Source organism: Streptomyces sp. R818 (assembly GCF_056172735.1).
Window position 1 is genome coordinate 1,158,939 of sequence record NZ_JAOCNE010000003.1, and the last position, 16,481, is coordinate 1,175,419.

Annotated in this window: 16 protein-coding genes and 1 pseudogene; 7 read left to right on the forward strand and 10 right to left on the reverse strand. The window is 70.3% G+C overall.

The window, feature by feature from the left end; genetic code table 11:
• From N5I75_RS10415 to N5I75_RS10430, 4 genes are all read right to left on the reverse strand, one after another.
• The gene (locus tag N5I75_RS10415; protein WP_476676419.1) at nt 1-858 is read right to left on the reverse strand and encodes an MlaE family ABC transporter permease; all 858 of its coding nucleotides are present in this window, start codon (nt 856-858) and stop codon (nt 1-3) included.
• Between the two features lie 193 nt (nt 859-1,051).
• Nucleotides 1,052-2,032, reverse strand: coding sequence for an ABC transporter ATP-binding protein (locus N5I75_RS10420; protein ID WP_476676420.1), 981 nt, complete (start codon nt 2,030-2,032; stop codon nt 1,052-1,054).
• A 400-nt stretch (nt 2,033-2,432) separates the two neighbouring features.
• A complete protein-coding gene (locus N5I75_RS10425; protein WP_476676421.1) occupies nt 2,433-2,681 on the reverse strand; it encodes a hypothetical protein in 249 nt (82 codons plus the stop codon).
• Nucleotides 2,682-2,924: 243 nt separating this feature from the next.
• Nucleotides 2,925-3,860: a hypothetical protein gene (locus N5I75_RS10430; protein WP_476676422.1), complete on the reverse strand. Its 936-nt coding sequence runs from the start codon at nt 3,858-3,860 to the stop codon at nt 2,925-2,927.
• 453 nt (nt 3,861-4,313) lie between these two features.
• On the opposite strand from N5I75_RS10430, the gene N5I75_RS10435 reads away from it, so the two are divergent.
• From N5I75_RS10435 to N5I75_RS10445, 3 genes and pseudogenes are all read left to right on the forward strand, one after another.
• Nucleotides 4,314-4,916, forward strand: a complete 603-nt coding sequence (locus tag N5I75_RS10435) for a hypothetical protein (RefSeq protein ID WP_476676423.1) — start codon at nt 4,314-4,316, stop codon at nt 4,914-4,916.
• Between the two features lie 461 nt (nt 4,917-5,377).
• Nucleotides 5,378-6,622 (forward strand): annotated as a pseudogene (locus N5I75_RS10440) (DUF6801 domain-containing protein); the annotation flags it as partial.
• Nucleotides 6,623-6,816: 194 nt separating this feature from the next.
• Entirely contained in the window at nt 6,817-8,028 is a 1,212-nt protein-coding gene (locus N5I75_RS10445) for a PucR-like N-terminal domain-containing protein (RefSeq protein WP_476676424.1), read from the forward strand.
• On the opposite strand, the gene N5I75_RS10450 is transcribed toward N5I75_RS10445, so the two are convergent.
• The 3 genes from N5I75_RS10450 to N5I75_RS10460 are packed head-to-tail and all read right to left on the reverse strand — an operon-like array spanning nt 8,015 to nt 11,082.
• Nucleotides 8,015-8,212 (reverse strand): DUF397 domain-containing protein, encoded by a 198-nt coding sequence (locus tag N5I75_RS10450; RefSeq protein WP_476676425.1) that lies wholly within the window; start codon nt 8,210-8,212, stop codon nt 8,015-8,017. The genes N5I75_RS10445 and N5I75_RS10450 overlap by 14 nt on opposite strands.
• Entirely contained in the window at nt 8,181-9,026 is an 846-nt protein-coding gene (locus N5I75_RS10455) for a helix-turn-helix domain-containing protein (protein ID WP_476676426.1), read from the reverse strand. Before N5I75_RS10455 ends, N5I75_RS10450 begins: the two co-directional genes overlap by 32 nt.
• Nucleotides 9,027-9,057: 31 nt before the next feature.
• Nucleotides 9,058-11,082 carry a bifunctional glycosyltransferase 87/phosphatase PAP2 family protein gene (locus N5I75_RS10460; protein ID WP_476676427.1) on the reverse strand — a complete coding sequence of 675 codons (2,025 nt, stop codon included), beginning with the start codon at nt 11,080-11,082 and terminating at the stop codon, nt 9,058-9,060.
• A 401-nt stretch (nt 11,083-11,483) separates the two neighbouring features.
• Between N5I75_RS10460 and N5I75_RS10465 the strand changes: the two genes are divergently transcribed.
• Complete coding sequence (locus N5I75_RS10465) at nt 11,484-12,890, forward strand: MFS transporter (RefSeq protein WP_476676428.1); 1,407 nt, start codon at nt 11,484-11,486, stop codon at nt 12,888-12,890.
• A gap of 37 nt (nt 12,891-12,927) precedes the next feature.
• Nucleotides 12,928-13,611 (forward strand): O-methyltransferase, encoded by a 684-nt coding sequence (locus N5I75_RS10470; RefSeq protein WP_476676429.1) that lies wholly within the window; start codon nt 12,928-12,930, stop codon nt 13,609-13,611.
• Between the two features lie 3 nt (nt 13,612-13,614).
• Here the strand turns inward: N5I75_RS10470 and N5I75_RS10475 are convergent, their stop codons facing one another.
• The gene (locus tag N5I75_RS10475; RefSeq protein WP_476676430.1) at nt 13,615-14,016 is read right to left on the reverse strand and encodes an FHA domain-containing protein; all 402 of its coding nucleotides are present in this window, start codon (nt 14,014-14,016) and stop codon (nt 13,615-13,617) included.
• A 103-nt stretch (nt 14,017-14,119) separates the two neighbouring features.
• On the opposite strand from N5I75_RS10475, the gene N5I75_RS10480 reads away from it, so the two are divergent.
• Nucleotides 14,120-14,437, forward strand: coding sequence for an antibiotic biosynthesis monooxygenase family protein (locus tag N5I75_RS10480; RefSeq protein ID WP_476676431.1), 318 nt, complete (start codon nt 14,120-14,122; stop codon nt 14,435-14,437).
• A 78-nt stretch (nt 14,438-14,515) separates the two neighbouring features.
• On the opposite strand, the gene N5I75_RS10485 is transcribed toward N5I75_RS10480, so the two are convergent.
• Together N5I75_RS10485 and N5I75_RS10490 are read right to left on the reverse strand one after the other, a co-directional pair.
• A complete protein-coding gene (locus N5I75_RS10485) occupies nt 14,516-15,148 on the reverse strand; it encodes a hypothetical protein (protein WP_476676432.1) in 633 nt (210 codons plus the stop codon).
• 6 nt (nt 15,149-15,154) lie between these two features.
• Entirely contained in the window at nt 15,155-15,805 is a 651-nt protein-coding gene (locus tag N5I75_RS10490) for a hypothetical protein (protein WP_476676433.1), read from the reverse strand.
• 170 nt (nt 15,806-15,975) lie between these two features.
• Between N5I75_RS10490 and N5I75_RS10495 the strand changes: the two genes are divergently transcribed.
• Nucleotides 15,976-16,479: a GNAT family N-acetyltransferase gene (locus N5I75_RS10495; protein WP_476676434.1), complete on the forward strand. Its 504-nt coding sequence runs from the start codon at nt 15,976-15,978 to the stop codon at nt 16,477-16,479.
• The last annotated feature ends 2 nt before the right edge of the window (nt 16,480-16,481 follow it).

Consider the following 16,481-nt stretch of genomic DNA (forward strand, 5'->3'; position numbering starts at 1 on the left):
TCAGCCTCCCTTCGGCGGAACGATCTGGAGGTAGATGCCGGTCATCACCATGTTCACGAAGAAGAGCAGGATGAAGGTGATGACGACGGACTGGTTGACGGCGTCGCCGACGCCCTTCGGACCGCCGCGCGGATTGAGCCCGCGATAGGCGGCGACGATCCCGGCGATGAACCCGAAGATCAGGGCCTTCAGCTCGCTGATGTAGAGATCGGGGAGCTGGGCGAGGGCGGAGAAGCTCTGGAGATACGCACCCGGGGTGCCGTGCTGCAGCACGACGTTGAAGAAGTACCCGCCGAGGGTGCCGACGACGGACACCATGCCGTTCAGCAGCAGCGCGACCGACATGGTGGCCAGCACGCGCGGCACGACGAGGCGCTGGACCGGCGAGACGCCCATGACCTCCATCGCGTCCAGCTCCTCGCGGATCTTGCGCGACCCGAGATCGGCACAGATGGCGGAGCCGCCCGCGCCCGCGATGAGCAGCGCGACGATGAGCGGGCTGGCCTGCTGGATGACGGCGAGGACGCTGGCACCGCCGGTGAAGGACTGAGCGCCGAGTTGCTGCGTGAGCGACCCCACTTGGAGCGCGATGACCGCGCCGAACGGGATGGACACGAGCGCGGCAGGCAGGATCGTCACACTGGCGATGAACCAGAACTGCTCAACAAACTCCCGAAACTGAAACGGCCGCCGGAACACGGCCCGAGCGACCTCAAGCCCGAGAGCGAAGAGCTTGCCGGTCTGACGGAGGGGGCCGAGGAGGGGGTTGGGGGTAGGAGGAGCGGCCCGCTTGCCCTTGTCGCGGGGGGCGGGCGCGGGCGTCTGGGGCGGCGTGGTCGGCCGCTGGTCGATGCTCATATGCTCACTCGCCGGGTGAGGAACGCCCCCCAGGGGCGCGGGGAACTGCGCGACCAGCCACGACGGACGCCGCACTCGACGACGAGGCCGTCATTGACAGCCCCTGGGGGTCCCCCCGGACGAAGTCTGGGGGAGATTGAGGAGCGGGGTCCGGGGCGGAGCCCCAGGGCCGCACGGCAGCGCGGGGTGCCCATCACACGACACCGCCGGAGGCCATGGCGTCGGCCCCGTACGTGGCCAAGATCGCCGCCCGAGCCGACTCCGGCAACGTATCCAGCATCCCGAGCACACGAGCCCGGCGCCGAGCGACAGCGGCCCGCTCCCCAAGCCCCGGCGAGGGCTGAAGCTGCGGCACAAGAGCCCGCGGCTCGACAACAGGCTGCGAAGCCTCAGCGGCAAGCGTCGCCGCATCCTTCTCTTCCGACATCCCGATGGGCCCCGCCTTGCTGGCGGTGAGGAACTGCGCCACGACCGGCTCCCGGCTGGTCAGCAGAACTTCCCGGGGCCCGAAGGTCACGAGGTTCCGCCGGAAGAGCATCCCCATGTTGTCCGGCACGGTCGCCGCGATGTCGAGATTGTGCGTGACGATGAGCATCGTCGCGTCGATCTGCGTGTTGAGGTCGATGAGGAGCTGCGAGATGAAGGCGGTACGCACAGGATCGAGCCCGGAGTCGGGTTCGTCGCAGAGGATGATCTGCGGGTCGAGGACAAGCGCCCGCGCGAGCCCGGCCCGCTTGCGCATACCGCCACTGATCTCGCCGGGCAGCTTCCCCTCGGCGCCGATGAGTCCGACGACCTCGATCCGCTCCATGACGATGCGGCGGATCTCCGACTCCTTCTTGCGCGTGTGCTCGCGCAGCGGGAAGGCGATGTTGTCGAAGAGGTTCATCGACCCGAAGAGGGCGCCGTCCTGGAACATGAGCCCAAACAGCTTCCGGGCCTCCATGATGTCCCGCTCCGGGCTGCGCGCCATGTCGACGCCGTCGACCAGGACGCGGCCCCGCTCGGGCTTCAGCAGACCGATCAGCGACTTCAGGAAGACGGTCTTGCCGGTGCCGGACGGGCCGAGCATGACGCTCACCTCGCCGGCGGGCAGGGTGAGACTGACGTCCTGCCAGATCTGCTGCTTGCCGAAGGACTTGGTGAGTCCCTCGACTTTCACTTCGATTCCCATCGCCTCTCACCTTCAGCGAGCGAGCTCGGCAGCGCACGGTAATTCGCTTTGTACGCGCCGGACAAGATCTCGGAGCGGTTGCCCCGAACCTTTCTGAAAACTTGTCATCCGGTGACAAGAGACTGAATCGCCCCTGTCGATGGATGAGTAAAAACCGGTTCGCGGCGGGGCCCCGCCCCGCCGGGGGTACGACGAGGAAACGGGGCCCCAGCGCGGAGATGCCGACCGGAAAGGAGGATTCCGCTCGTCTCTCATGCGACTCCTGGCCAGCAGGTGGCGCCACCCAGGAGTGGAGGACTTTTTTCGACGTTACGGCCGAGTAACCTCGACTAGCAAGAGCAATTCGCCAAGATTTCGACGCCGAGCTCGCTTGTCCATTTATCACTTGCCGACAATGCGGTCAGGACGGCGGGGTGATCAGCTGCTTGGGGGCAAGGGTGTAGGCGGCCCTGATGTCGAGCGTGTCGCCCGGGCGGAAGAGCCCGAGGCACACCGCCCCAGGACCGGCGACGAGCTGGCTGGGCGGGACCCCGTTGACCCCCGTGCTCAGCCGACCGGTGGCGTTGTCGTACTGGCCGTACAGGGTTCCGGTCCACTTCGTGTTGCAACCGGTAGCGGACCAGTTGAACTCGATCCCGCTGATGGACACGTCGATCACGGAGGGGCCGGCGGCGCTGCGCCGCAGCAGGTTGATCTTCCAGGGGGCCGAGCCCGCGGTAAGGCTGAAGGGAATGCCGGCGACGATGCAGGTGGAGAACGACGGAACGAGAGTCCCGGCGGCGAGACCGTCCGAGTCACTGGTCGCGAACGAGCCCGCTATGTGCCCGGCACACCCCCAGCGCGGCGACGAGCGCGAGCCCGCCCGTCGCCGCCCTGCGCAGTACTCGCCACCTCACTTGACCGCCGAGTGCCAGTACTCGGAGAACACCTTGCCCTGGTTGGGCGCGGCGGCTGTCGGGTCGTTCAGGGTGGCCAGGTAGGTGGAGGCGCTGTTCAGGGTGAGGCTGTTGGTGCCTGAGGCCGCGGGGAGGGCGGACTTGAGGTTGACGGCCCAGTTGAAGGCGCCGAGTCCGAGGGGACCGCAGCCGCTCGCGCCCGGCGCGGCGAAGGTGGTGTCCTGCTGGTTGGCGCCGGTCAGGGCGAGCCGGCCGACCGGCCCCGTCTCGTCGGGCGTGCCGTTGGCGGCGGAGCTCTCCGCGCCGACGCTGGGCAGCGCGGCGTTCCCCGGGCGCAGGATGACGGGCGCGGACTTGGTGCCGATGTAGCAGTTGTTGCCGATCAGCGGGTTCTGCAGGTGGATGCGGACCGGGATGGAGATGATCGGCTGCCCCTCGGAGACCCCGGCGAGCAGCTGGAAGTCGGACGGCGTGCCGACGGACTCGACCGTCGCGACGACCTTGTTGACCGTGCTGTCGGTGATCTTCCCGCAGACGGCGCTGACCACAGGGATGTCGCTGGGACACATCAGCCCGAGCAGGCCCCCGGGCAGGTTGGCGGGGTCGGCCACCAGCGCGCCGCCCGACGGCGCGATCACCGTGTTGGTGCCGTCGTCGTGCGTGACGACGCCGACCTGGAGGTCGGTCTTCCCCGTCGGGACGACCGAGCTGCCGATCTTGATGACGCCGCTGGACGAGCTGGAGGAGATGCACGTCGCCTGGTTGGTGATGCCGTCGGCGCCCAGCATGGCGGCGTTGTCGACCGGGCAGCGGTTGAAGGGCGCCCAGTTCCCGTTCAACTGGGTGCCGGCCGCGCTGGACGTACCGATGGAGGCGATCGTCGCCAGGGCGGCCGTCGCGCCGAGGACGGACATGCGTCTGAGGGTGGCCATGCCGGTTTTCCCTTCTGATAGGGGAATGCGAGCCCGGACGTTACTCACCGGAAACCTTTCGCACAATGCCCTTGCTGACACTTGTTCCACTACTCGCGCGTTTAGCAGGAAGTGAGCATTCGAGGACACCGATTGCTCGGCAGGTGAGTAGTTTTCGCGGCGAGCCGCAAATTCGTCACTCCCGGACAAGGAAAGTCACGCAACCTGTCCCTGCACAGACAAGAAAAACCGCGCGTTTCGCTCCTTCCGAGGAACCTGGGGCTTTCTTATTGCGGCCTCCGGTTACTAGCTCGTAACGTCCGTCAGGAGGGCGACGAGATCCGGCCTGCGGGCTGATCCATCGCGTTGCGTTCGCGTTGCGTTGCGTTGCCTGAAATTGCGACACGGTCGCGTCGCCGCGAAGCGGTCACGCTCCCCCTTCAATTCACCCCACGATTACGCGGAGGAACCACTGTGCGCAGATTCGCCCGTAACACCGCCATCGCCGCTGCCGCGCTCGCCTCGGCCTTCGGCCTCTCGGTCTCCTCGGCCTCGGCCGGCGCGCAGGCCACGTACACGGTCACGCCCGGCGGGGCGTTCACGGCCAACGCCTCCAAGCCCACGATGAAGGTCGGCTCCGCCACCCTCTCCTGTGCCTCCTCGCAGGCGCAGGGCACCCTGAAGTCCGGGTCCGGCCTGGCGGGGGCCCAGATCGGCTCCATCACCAAGCTGACCTTCGCCACCTGCACCGTCGCCGGTATCCCGTTCACGGTCACCACCACGGCCTCGACCGCGACGCCGTTCTACGTCAACGCCACGGGCACGACGGCGAACCACATCGACGGCAACATCAGCAACATCAGTGCCACCATCACCGGTGTCGGCTGCAACGCGACCTTCAAGGGCACGACCAACGGCTGGTACGAGAACACCACGAAGACCCTGCACGTCACCGGCGGCGGCACCCTCGCCGCGCAGGCCGGCGCCAGCTGCCTCGGCCTGTTCACCGCGGGCGCGCACGCCGACTTCGTGGGCAACTACGTCATGACCGCGCAGCAGACGATCACCTCCCCGTGATCGCGTAGCACCGCCCAGCCCGCCGCCGAGTCCCCACTCGGCGGCGCCCGCGTGTTTCCAGGCAGGCGGCCAGACCGGACGCATGGACACGACACAGGAGGCAGGGAGGAGGAAGCGATCGGAAAGCGGACGGGCGCGTGACGGCTCGTGCGGGTGGCGTCGGCCTCGCCGCCTGGTCGCCGGCTGGTCCGCCCGTTCTCGAGCGACACCGCCTAGTCGGGGCGCGGTACGAGTGCGCTCTGGCCTCCCGCGATGGCCGCGGACCCACGCCACCATGCGAAAGGCGGGCGCGGACACAACGGCCTCGGGCGACACGGACGCCGAAGCCGACGCCGGACGCCACGGTTCTGACACGGACGCACGCCGCGCCGACGAAGCTGGCTCGCCCCCGTCGGAGTGGCGCACCCAGACCTGCCGGCGGCGCGGACACCGGCCGGCTGTGACGGGGCAGCCGATCCAGGCCGGCCCCCGTCCAGGTGGAGGCCGCGCTGCCACGCGCCGGGCTCGCCGATCTCCTGCCCGCGGGCGCGGAGCTGTCGAGCGAGGCGAGCCTCGGAGTAGAGGTCCGGCAGAACGAGGACAAGGCGGACGCGACGTGGTCCGGCCTCAGCGCGCGGGCCACCATGCCCACGGAGGGCGAGCAGGTGGTCCTGCCGTACAACGGGGACGTCCCCTCCGTCACGGTCGACTCGCCGGGGGACATCGAGCTGCTCGCCGGTGATCTCGCCCTGACGGTGACACCCTCGTCCGGTGCGCCGGTCACCCTCGTCTGCTCTCCGGGCAAGGACACCGAACCGCTGCTGGCGCGCGTAGCCGTACCGGGGGAGGACGAGACGGAGCCGGGCGGCTCACCGTCCTCGTCGGCGGCGCCGGGCGACGGCGGTGACGAGTCCGGCGGCGTCACCGTCACCCCCGAGGACGAGCCGAAGGCGGACGAGGTCACCTGCGGGCCGAGGCCGACCGGCGAGCGCGATATCAGCCAGGCCCCGAAACCGCCGTACCCTCCGGGTGGGGAGGCGGCCGCCGGCTTCGGAGGATGCGCCTATGCCATGGGTCTGGCAACGGTGCGCAAGCAGGACGGGTCGATGATCATCAACGACCCGTCCAAGAAACCCGGGCTCATGAACATCAGCGGCGCCATCTTCAACGCCTGGGTCGAAGATCCTGACACCGGCGCCTTCTTCTGGAACCGCTACGACTCCATCGGAAAGCTGACTCTGCCGGACGCCGATTCGACCTTCCTCAGCTTCGGTTTCACTCCGGTGTCCGCGAAGGTCGCCTTCGACAACAGCCTCGTCACCATCTCCACCGGCAGCACCAACTACGGGGAGGGCGTCTTCGCCGTCGTCACCTTCTTCCAGACCATCCGTATCCGGTCGGCCGAGGTGAACGGCGTCCCTCTCCCCGTCGGCTCCCACTGCAGGACCGAGAAGCCCTTCCGCATCACCCTGAACGGCTCCGTCAACCGCGACGGCACCGGCACCTACACCAACGTCCTCTTCGGCGGCCTCCTCAAGGGCAAGGTCGACATCCCCGCGTTCACCGGCTGCGGGACCGGTGGCGAGAACCTCAACCCGTTGTTCACCGCGTCCATCAGCGGCCCCGGCAACCAGATCGCCATGAACCAGGCCCCGGTCTGCTCTCCGGAGTACGGATTCGGCTGCCCGCCGGTCCTGGCCACCCTCCCCCCGACCAAACTCCCGTGACCGCCCTGCCCACCCGTCACTTCTCAGCCACATCCCCCACCCAGGGATCATTCTCTGCGCAACTGATGTACAACCCACAGTAGTTGGCCTAACTTCAGAGGCCCCATTGGTACGCACCTGGCGGGCGGAACCGCACACCCTGCGTGGTCCCGCCCGGCCCCCACCCGGCGCTCGGACAAGCGAGGAAAGCGGCTATGCCCCTGCCCGCGCACACGGCGGATGTCGAGGACCCCCTGGGGCCGCTGCCCCGGGAGTTCGCCCGCATCATGCGTCCCGAACTCCCCGGCCTGATCAAGGAGATCGGGGTCGAGGTCACGCGCGCGTTCCCGGAGTACGCCGCACTCCTGAGCGGACCGAACGAGGCGACGATCCGGCAGGGCGTCGAGCAGAGTCTGAAGGCCTTCGTGGACCGCGTCGCCGACCCCGCCGCCTCCACCGCGATCCGCGACGAACTGCTCCGCAAGTTCGGCCGGGTCGAGGCGTACGAGGGCCGGGACCTCAACACCCTCCAGGGCGCCTACCGGCTCGGCGCGCGCGTCGCGCTGCGCCGCGCCAAGGACCTGGGCCGCCGCTTCGACCTCTCCCCCAACCTCCTCCTGACCTTCGCCGAGGCCCTCTTCGCCTACGTCGGCGAACTCGAAGCCCTCTCCCACGAGGGGTACATGGAGGTGCAGTCGAGGACGGGCGCGGCCGGCGAGGTGCTGCGCAGACGCTTACTCCACCTCCTGCTCGCCGGAACCCCGCTGAACCACACCACCATCAGCGAACTGTGCGAGCAGGCCGGCTGGCCGCTCCCGGACCAGGTGACCCTGATCGCCCTGCGCACGCCGGGCCCCGAGCACATCCGCGCCGGGCTCGCCCCCGACGTCCTCACCGACCTCGGCGTCCCGCAGCCCCACCTGTTGATCCCCGGCCCGCTCACCGACGAACGCCGGGCCATGCTGAAGTCGGCCGCCTACGGCACGTCGTACGCGATCGGTCTGACGGTCCCGACCTCGCAGGCCGCCGATTCGCTGCGCTGGGCCCGCCGGGTGCTTCAGCTCGTCGACGACGACATCGTTGCCGACGCCCAAGCCCTGGACTGCGCCGACCATCTGGTGACGCTCTGGTTACTGAGCGACCCCGCGCTCGTCGCGGAGATCGCCCGCCGGGAACTGGCCCCGCTCGACAAGTCCTCCGGAACCCGCCGCGCCCGGCTCATGGAGACCCTGCACGCCTGGCTGACGACGCGCGGTACGGCGGAACACGTCGGCGACGCGCTCGGCGTCCACGCCCAGACCGTCCGCTACCGGCTGCGCAACCTCGAAGCCCACTTCGGCGACCAACTGGAGTCCCCGGAACGCCGCTTCGCGATGGAAGCGGCGCTCCGGGCTCTGCAGCTGCACGGCGAGATCACGGCCGGCTGAGCAGCCCGTCCCGTACGAAGCGGTGGAACGCGTCCGGCGAGAACGAGATGCTGGGCCCGGCCGGGTCCTTGGAGTCCCGCACGGCGACGGCGGCGCAGGGGGTTTCGGCGATCTCGACGCACTCCCCGCCTTGATCGCTGCTGTAACTGGACTTACGCCACTGGACGTTCGTCGACTTCGGCATAATGCTCCTCCATCACGTACCGGATCAGCTCCGCCGAGTCCCGCACGGACAGGGCAGTGGCTTGCAGGTGATCGTAACGGAGCGAACAGTCTCTGACGGTGGGCGGATTGGCCGTCGGATGGCCCTGTCCATACCCCTCGGTGTAGAGGATCGCCGGGTCGGACGGGAAGCGGAAGAGGGTGTAGGCGCTGGTCATTCCCGCATGCGGCCCCACCGGAAACGGCAGCACCTGCACATTCACCCGCGGGTTCAGCTCGTACGACAGCAGCCGCTCCAACTGCTCCCGCATCACGCCCCGCTCACCCCTCCCCATGTCCTGATAGAGCACCGCCTCCCCGAGGACGAGCCACAGCATCGGCGGCTCCTCCTTCTCCAGGATGCGCTGCCGGGCGAGCCGGACCTCCGTGCGGTCGTCCAGGTTCTCCTGGTGCAGCGCGCCGAGCACGGCCCGCGCATAGGCCCGGGTCTGGAGCAGCCCGTGCACCAGGTGTGTGTGGAAGGCGCAGATCTCGACGGCCCGCGCCTCAAGCTCGGCCACCTGCTGGAACCAGGCGGGGAGCTGAGAGCGCAGGACGAGCCCCACGAGGCGCGAGAAGAAGCCGTCGGTGCAGAGCCCGGCGTCGACGCGTTCACTGAACTCCCGGGTGGGGAGTCTGCGGCCCGTCTCCACCTGGCCCACCTGGGAGCTCGTGTAGTTGATGATCGCGCCGAGCTTCTCCTGGCTGAGGCCGACGGCCTCCCGTTGCCGGCGCAGCTCGTAGCCGTAGTAGTCGAGCGGTGAGGCGCTCGGGTCGAGGACGTTCGCGTTGGCCATGCAGCCCCCTCGGGTCGGCTGCACAGCGTAATCAACTCACTACGGCCGCATCGGACTCGTCGCCGGATTCCACCTGTGCGGGTGGTTTTTCAGCTGTACGCGCGCGGGGCCCCTGAAGCGCGTACGTCAGGAAGAAGCCGAGCGAGACGACGGCGGCGCCGCCGACCGCGTCGAGGATCCAGTGGTTGCCGGTGCCGACGATCGCGGAGACCGTGCACAGGGGGTGGATGAGACCGAGCGCCTTCACCCACTTCCGGCGGGCCAGGACGATGATGACGATGCCGCACCACAGGGACCAGCCGAAGTGCAGCGAGGGCATCGCCGCGTACTGGTTGGTGAGCTGGGTGAGCGTGCCGTAGTTCGGCTTGGAGAAGTCCTGGACGCCGTGGACCGTGTCGATGAAGCCGAGGCCCGGCATCAGGCGCGGCGGCGCGAGCGGGTACGCCCAGAAGCCGATGAGGGCGAGCAGCGTGGCGAAGCCGAGCGCGGAGCGGGCCCAGCGGTACTCGGCGGGGCGGCGCACGTACATGAGGGCGAGCAGGCTGAGCGGGACCACGAAGTGGAACGACGTGTAGTAGAAGTTGAAGAAGTCCTTCAGCCAGGTCGCGTGGTGGACGACGCCGTGGTTGACCCAGTGCTCGATGTCGATGTGCAGGAACTTCTCGATCGAGTGGATCTGCGCGCCGTGGTGCTCGGCGGTGGCCCGGCCCCCGGAGATCGTGCCGCCCGTCGCGGCGAGCCTGACCTGCTGGTACGCGGAGTAGCCGACGCGGATGAGGAGCAGTTCGAGGATGAGGTTCGGGCGGGTGAGGACGCGCCGCCAGACCGGAACCAGCGGCACCCACTTCCAGCGGGCCGGGACCGGTGCGGCGTAGTCCGTCGGGATCGGCGCCTGGTAGAGCGGGGACTCGCGGGAGAGGAAGGGGACCAGACAGGCTGCCGCGAGCGCCGCGATCAGGACCACGTTGTCCCGGAGCGGCTCCAGGGACGGCATGTTCGGCAGCATCATCTTCGACGGCAGGGTCAGCGCGAGGATGACGAGGACCGGCCACATGTAGCGGTCGGAGGCGCGTTTGCCGACGCGGCCGACGACCGCGAGGAGCACCCAGAGGAGCTGGTGCTGCCAGGTGGTGGGGGACACCGCCACCGCCACACAGCCCGTGACGGCGACCGCGAGCAGGAGCTGTCCGTCACGCGCGTACCGGACCGCGCGGCGCAGGCCGAGGACCGTGACGCCCGCGCCGAGGACGAGGAACAGCGCCTTCTCCCCCGGCCCTTCGAGGCCGAAGCGGAGCAGCATTCCGTGCAGGGACTGGTTGGCGTTGGCCGCCGGGTCGGTGGCGAGGCCCGCGCCGGCCAGGTGGTGGACCCAGTACGTCCATGAGTCGTGCGGCATCGCGGCCCAGGCGAGGCCGGTCGCGGCGACGAAGGTGACGCCCGAGGCCACGGCGGCACGTCTGCGACCCGTGAACCAGAGCAGCGGTGCGAAGAGCAGCACGGTCGGCTGCAACGCGGCGGCGACGCCGACCAGTACGCCGGAAGCCGTCTGCCCCCGTACGACGAAGCAGCCGAGCAGGACGAGGAGAACCGGGAGGATGCTGGTCTGGCCGAGCGTGAACGCGTTGCGCACGGGCAGGGACAGCATGAGCAGGCTGATCGCCACGGGCGCCGCGAACAGGGACGTCCGGCGGGAGACGGGCTGCGGCAGGGCGCGGGCGGCGACCAGGCCGAGCGCGACGACGAGGGCGAGCGAGCCGAACGTCCAGCCCCAGCCGAGCGCTTGCTCGGCGGCGCGGGAGAGCGGTTTGAGGACGAGCCCGGCGAACGGGGTGCCGGTGAACCGGTCGGGCGCGTCGTAGAGCGAGCCCTTGACGTGCAGGACGCCCTCGGGGCCGATCCACGTCTCCAGGTCGGTGAGGCGTTCGCCGCGCGGTGTGCTGAGCACGGCCACCAGTTGGCGTACGGCGAGCACGGCGGCGATCAGCCACAAGCCGACGCGCACGGCGCTCATCCGCCCTGTCGCCGCGCCCGCCGGTCCGCCCGCCGGTCCGCTCATCGGCCCTCCGTGCTCCACGTTCGCCACGCGTTCTCCCAGCCCGTTTCCACAGATCCTTCGCAGGCCCGTCCGAGGCCCTTCGCAGGCCGTCCACAGGTCCTTCTTGTAGAGGTTCGCACCGCCCCCCGTGTGAGACGCACGCAACCCCCACTTCACCTCCCTGTCCACCCGGTTTTGACCGGAAGACGGTGGCCGGTTCCGCGACAAAGATCACAAAATCGTCCGCGGGTGGCGCGCGAGGCGCCCGATGTTTGCGCAGGTTAAAGCAGCTTTACCCACGCAGCGCAGGCGACTGGCCACTTTACGTCACCTTTGCAAACGCACCTATGGTCGTTTTGAGGCCGTTCCCGCGTGGATCGGCCTCTGCCCTTGTCCCCCACGAAAGGCAGGCGAGCGGACCCTTGGCCAGCGCCACGTCCATCGCAGTCAGTACCGGCAAGGTCTCGGCCCCCGTACGGGACGCCGGGGACCGGAACCGGAAGCCCACCTCGTCCGACGTCACGGTCACCGATCCATCGCTGGTCAAGCGCGCGGTGAAGGCCGCGGCGCTCGGCAACGCGATGGAGTGGTTCGACTTCGGCGTCTACGGCTATCTGACCGCGACGCTCGGCCACGTCTTCTTCCCGACGGCGTCGAGCACGGCGCAGGTCCTGTCCACGCTCGGCACGTTCGCCGCCGCCTTCCTCGTGCGCCCCATCGGCGGCGCCTTCTTCGGCCCGCTCGGCGACCGCATCGGCCGCCAGCGCGTCCTCGCCATCACCATGATCATGATGGCGGCGGGCACCTTCGCGATCGGCCTGATCCCGTCCTACAACGCCATCGGCGTGTGGGCGCCGGTCCTGCTGATCGTGGCACGCATGCTGCAGGGCTTCTCGACCGGGGGCGAGTACGGCGGCGCGTGCACCTTCATCGCCGAGTACGCCCCGGACAAGCGGCGCGGCTTCTTCGGCTCGTTCCTGGAGTTCGGCACGCTCATCGGCTACGTGGCGGGCGCGGGCCTCGCGACGGCGCTGACGACGCTGCTCTCCGACGGCGACCTGTACGGCTGGGGATGGCGCGTCCCGTTCCTCATCGCCGGGCCCATCGGCCTGGTCGGGCTCTACGTGCGGATGAAGCTGGAGGAGACCCCGGCGTTCCAGAAGCTGACGGAGGAGGCGGAGAGCGCGCAGAAGGCGCGGCCGAAGCCGAAGCTGAAGGACATGTTCGTCGGCAACGGCAACGCGATGGCGCTCTGCATCGCCCTCGTCCTCGTCTTCAACGTCACCGACTACATGCTCCTCTCCTACATGCCGACCTTCCTGAGCGAGGAGCTCGGCTACGACGCCACGCACGGCACTCTCATCCTCATCGCCGTCATGGTCCTGATGATGTGCGTGCAGATCCCGATGGGCCGGGCCAACGACCGCTACGGGCACCGGGCCGTGATCGGCGCCGCCTGCGCCGGTTTCGTCGTCCTCTCCGTCCCGGCCGTGCTGCTGATCCGCGCGGGCTCCACCTGGGCCATCGCCCTCGGCCTGGCCGCGCTCGGTCTGCTCCTGGTCGGCTTCACGTCGTCGATGCCCTCGGCGCTCCCGGCGCTGTTCCCGACGAAGGTCCGCTACGGCTCGCTGTCCGTCGGCTTCAACCTCTCGGTGTCCCTCTTCGGCGGCACCACCCCGCTCGTCGCCGCCGCCCTCATCGCCGCCACCGGCGACCTGATGATCCCGGCCTACTACATGATGGGCGCGGCCGTCATCGGCGGGATCGCGGCGTGGCGCATGCGCGAGTCGGCGGGCAGCCCGCTGCCGGGCTCGCCCCCGGCCGTCTGATCGCTGGCGGGGGGCCACCGCGCCTAGGCTGACGGCCATGACCACTCAACCCGGCGCCCCGCAGCCCGATCCCGCCGCCGTCGACGCCTACCTCAGTGATCTGCTCGCCCCCGCCGACGAGGCCCTCGCCGGTGCCCTCGCGGACAGCGAGGAGGCGGGGCTGCCCAGCATCGCCGTCTCCGCCACCAACGGGAAACTGCTCCACCTGCTCGCCCGCCTGCAAGGGGCCCGCCGCATCCTGGAGATCGGCACGCTCGGCGGCTACAGCACCATCTGGCTGGGCCGCGCCCTGCCCGCCGACGGGTCGCTGATCACCCTGGAGTACAGCGCCGAGCACGCCGGGGTGGCGCGCGCCAACATCGCCCGCGCCAGTCTGGACAAGGTCGTCGAGGTGCGCGTCGGCGCGGCCCTCGACTCGCTGCCGGTCCTCGCCGACGAAGGCCATGTCTTCGACCTCGTCTTCATCGACGCGGACAAGGTGAACAACCCGCACTACCTGGAGTGGGCGCTGCGGATGACGCGGCCCGGCAGCGTCATCGTCGTCGACAACGTGGTGCGCGAGGGCCGCGTCGCGGAGCCCGACAACGACCGCCCGGACGTCACGGGCACCCGCGCCGCGCTCCGGCTCATGGCCGACCACCCGAAGCTCGACGCGACGGCGATCCAGACGGTGGGCGCCAAGGGGTACGACGGCTTCGCGGTGGCGTACGTCCAGGCGTAGGACTCACAGCTCCTGGTAGAAACCCACGTGCACGCTGCGCGGTCCGCCCCGGTCGAGGACGACGGCCTCGCCGGAGGCGCCGCGCGGCAGGCGGTACGCGCCGCCGTACGAGAGCGGGTGTCCCGGCCCGCCGCTCGCGCCGAGCCGGACCCGTACCTCGGCGGCGGGGTCGCCCTGGGAGCCCCGCAGCCAGTGGAGGCTCCACTCGCCCTCGGGCCCGCACCGGAACTCCAGGTGCACCCGCGAGACGAACAGCCAGTCCTCCGGGGTGACGAGCCGGCACTGGGCGGCGTCGCGGCCGACCCGCAGGACGGCGCCGGGCGCGCTGGCCGCCTCCGCCATCACCATCCCGGCGGTGGCGCCCTCGTCGCCGCCGCCCACCGCGGCCATGGTCAGTTCGAGCACCGCACACTCCCCCAGCGTCCGTCCGGGTCCGCGAGGACCGTAGGGGCGGCATCCTAAGCCTCAGCGCCCGTACGTCGCGGCGGTGTGCGGGACAATGACCCGCATGAGCATTGTGAAGATCAACGTCCTGAACGTCCCGGCCGAACAGCGCGAGGTCCTGGAGAAGCGCTTCGCGTCCCGCGCGGGCGCCGTGGAGAACTCGGACGGCTTCGAGTGGTTCGAACTCCTCCGCCCCGTCGAGGGCACCGACGACTACCTCGTCTACACGCGCTGGCGCGACGAGGAGTCGTTCCAGGCCTGGATGGAGGGCCCGATGAAGGCGGCCCACCAGGGCGGCGGCGACCGTCCGAAGCCCGCCGCCAGCGGGTCGACGGTGTGGTCCTTCGAGGTCGTGCAGCAGGCGGCGCCGAAGGGCGCGTGAGCCTCAAGCGCAGCACGGCAGTGCGGCCGGCCCCCTGAGGAAGGGGACCGGCCGCACTGGCATGTCAGGAGCAGGGCGTCACAGCTTCAGCAGGCGCTCCGCCGTCTCGCGGTAGTCGCGCAGGGCCAGGCGCAGCCGCTCCGTGTCCTCGCCCGAGTCCTGCCAGGACGTGCGCAGGGTGCGGCGGTGGCCCGCCAGGGTCTCGGTGAGGCGGGCCGTCAGGTCCTCCAGGACATGGTCGGCCTCCTCGACGGCGGCGCGGGGCTGGTCCACGAAACCGGCGACCGCGTGCTTGAGGCGGCCCGTCATGTCCTCGCGCAGGTCGTGCGCGACGAGCGTGGAGTGACCGTCGTGGTGGCCGTCGCGGTGCCCGTCATGGTGGGAGTCCTGGTGGCCGATCCCGTCGGCGGCCCGGTGGACGCCCGTGGCGTCCGTGCCGTGCGCACCGTGCGTGCCGTCCGTGCCGTGTCCGCTGAGCGGGTCCGCGCCGGCCGGGACGCCCGCGCCCGGGGCCTGCTCGCGGGGCTCGTGTCCGGGTTCGTGCCGGGGCTCGCGCGGGGCGTGCGCCGCCGGGTCGGTCACCGGCTCCTTGAACGGTTCCCTCGGCTGCTCGTTCAGCGGCGACTCGTTCAACGGGGTCGCGCCCGGCGCCGTACCGGGGGACGTGCCCGGGGCCGTGCCGTCCTGTCGCGCGCGTCCGATCTCTGCCATCGTCGATCAACTCCCCTTCGCAAGGCGCCCCTTGAGGGGGCTGTTCGTCCGGTTGTGCCGCGTGTGCGCGCCGTCCGCCGCGGCGGTGTCGTCCGTCCGGTCCCGGTGCGCGACGTGGCCGCCCGTACCGGTCAGGTCGTCGAAGAGGGCCCGCGCCTCGACCATCGCCTCGCGCAGTTCCTCCGTACCGGCGCCGATGCCGGTGTGCGCCGCCTCATGGACGCGCCGGTAGCCGTGCACGTGGTGGCCGTGGTGGACGGAGAGCGCCTCGAACTGCTCGTCGTGGCGGGTGCCGTCGGGGAAGCCGCGCTCCTTCGCGAGGTCCGAGATCAGGGCGTCCGCCTCGGCGACCGCCTCCGCGGGCGACTCGACAAAGCGCTCCTGGGCGGCGGCCCAGCGCGCCCGGTACCGCTCGCGCGCGGCCGGGTCGAGGTCGTGCGTGCGCAGCGACCCGTGCCGCCGCACCCGCTCGGTCAGCTCGGCTTCAGCGGCTTTCGTGTCGCCGTCGTGCCGGGCGACGACCCGCTCGTACTCGGGCCCGAAGCGGCTCTTGAGGCTCCGCCCGCCGCGGGGCTTGGTCCGCGCGGCGAACACGCCCGCCGCGACGACGACCACGACCCCCACCACGATCAGAGCGATGATCACGCCTGTGGACATGGCTGTCTTCCCGACCTTCCCGGTGTCCGTCGAATCTGGGTCAACTGTCAACAGTGCTTACGGTGAACCGGGTTGCCCGCCCCCGCGCCCTCAAACAGGCCGCTCTGCCGACGGCGCCGGGCGGGGTTAACCGGTTGCGGTGGACCGTCCCACGCGCCCCACAATGCGCCATGCGCACCCGCTGGACCGTCTCCCCCGAGCCGTACGACTCCGCCGTGGCCGCCGCCCTGTGGCGCGCCTACTACACGGAGGTCAGCGACCGCTGGTTCCTGCTGCACGAGGGGCGCGCCACCGATCCGGCGGACCTGGAGCGCGGGATCGCCGCCGACGATGCGGGCGCACAACTGACATACCCGCACGGCGAATTGCTGCTCGGGCGGTACGACGGCGAGCCCGCCGGGACCGCGGGTGTGCGGCTCGTGGCGCCGGGCATCGCCGAGCTGACCCGCGTCTACGTGGCCGAGGAGGCGCGCGGCACGGGCGGGGCGGCGCTGCTCGTCGCGGCGGCCGAGGACGCGGCCCGCGCCCTCGGCGCCACCCGGGTCCGGCTCGACACGCGCTCCGACCTGGTCGAGGCGCGGGCCCTGTACGCCCGGCTCGGCTACGAGGAGACGGCGCCGCACAACGACGACGTCTACGCCGAGCACTGGTTCAGCAAGGAGCTGAGCGCGTAGGC